The sequence below is a fragment of the Cupriavidus sp. CuC1 genome (assembly GCF_044627735.1).
GTDB lineage: Bacteria > Pseudomonadota > Gammaproteobacteria > Burkholderiales > Burkholderiaceae > Cupriavidus > Cupriavidus ulmosensis.
Map to the genome: position 1 here is coordinate 1 of NZ_JBIUHC010000392.1, position 1,036 is coordinate 1,036.

The following is a 1,036-nucleotide window of genomic DNA, read 5'->3' on the forward strand; positions in this document are numbered from 1 at the left end:
TGGGGTTGCCCCGTTTCATCGGACAGATTTGCATTGGAATTTTATGTCAATGGGTTTTCTCCTTGTGATGGGGCGGTGTAGGCCCGGTGTAGCGTCGGATTCATGATCCCGACAGGTAGCTTTTCAAATTCCTGTGGGGAACGATAGCCCAGGGCGCTGTGCAAGCGGTGCGAGTTGTACCAGCCCTCGATCCAAGTGAACAACGCCTGCCGGGCGTCGTCGTGGGTGGCGAAGTGTGAGCGGTTCAGCAATTCGCACTCGAGCGTGGCGAAGAAGGACTCACACATGGCGTTGTCGTAGGCATCGCCCACTGAACCCATGGAGGGGCGCACGCCCGCATCCCGACAGCGTTGGCCAAAGGCCACCGACGTGTACTGGCACCCCTGGTCCGAATGGTGGATCACCGAAGTGGGATGTCGCTGCTCCAGCGCCATGTCCAGCGCCTGCAACATCAGCGCTGTGCGCAGGTGGCTGTCCATGGCCCAGCCCACGATGCGTCGGCTGTACACGTCGAGGACGACAGCCAGATAGTAGAAGCCGACCTTGGTCGGAATGTACGTCGCATCGGCAACCCAAAGCTGGTTGGGGGCCTCAGCACGGAAGTGCCGCTGCACCAGATCGGCAGCGGGTCTGGCCCGCGCTGCGCGGTGCGTCGTGCAGATGAAGTGTGGCCGGCATGCCCCGCGCAGCCCGGCCTCACGCATCAGTCTCGCCACGCGCTTGCGCCCCACCCGGACGCCCTGCCGCTGCAGAGCCGCGTGTACGCGGGGCACGCCATAGGTGCCACCGGAGCGGGAGTGAATCGCGCGGATCTGCACCAGCAGCAGCTTGTCGCGCACGACACGGGGGCTCGGGCTGCGCCCGTTCCACGCATGGAAGCCACTGCGCGAGACCTTAAGCAGCCGGGCCATGGTGGACAGCGGATAACGAGCCTGGTTCGCCTTCATGAATTCGTACCCTTGTCGGGCAGCGAGTCGGTCTCCCGGGCGAACCAGGCCGCGGCTTTTGCAAGTATCTCCCTCTCCATTTTGAGCTG

Annotated in this window: 1 pseudogene; it reads right to left on the reverse strand. The window is 63.5% G+C overall.

The annotated features are described in order from the left end of the window. Positions 1–41: 41 nt before the first annotated feature. Positions 42–1,036: pseudogene (locus tag ACGLHR_RS51845) on the reverse strand (IS3 family transposase); the annotation flags it as partial.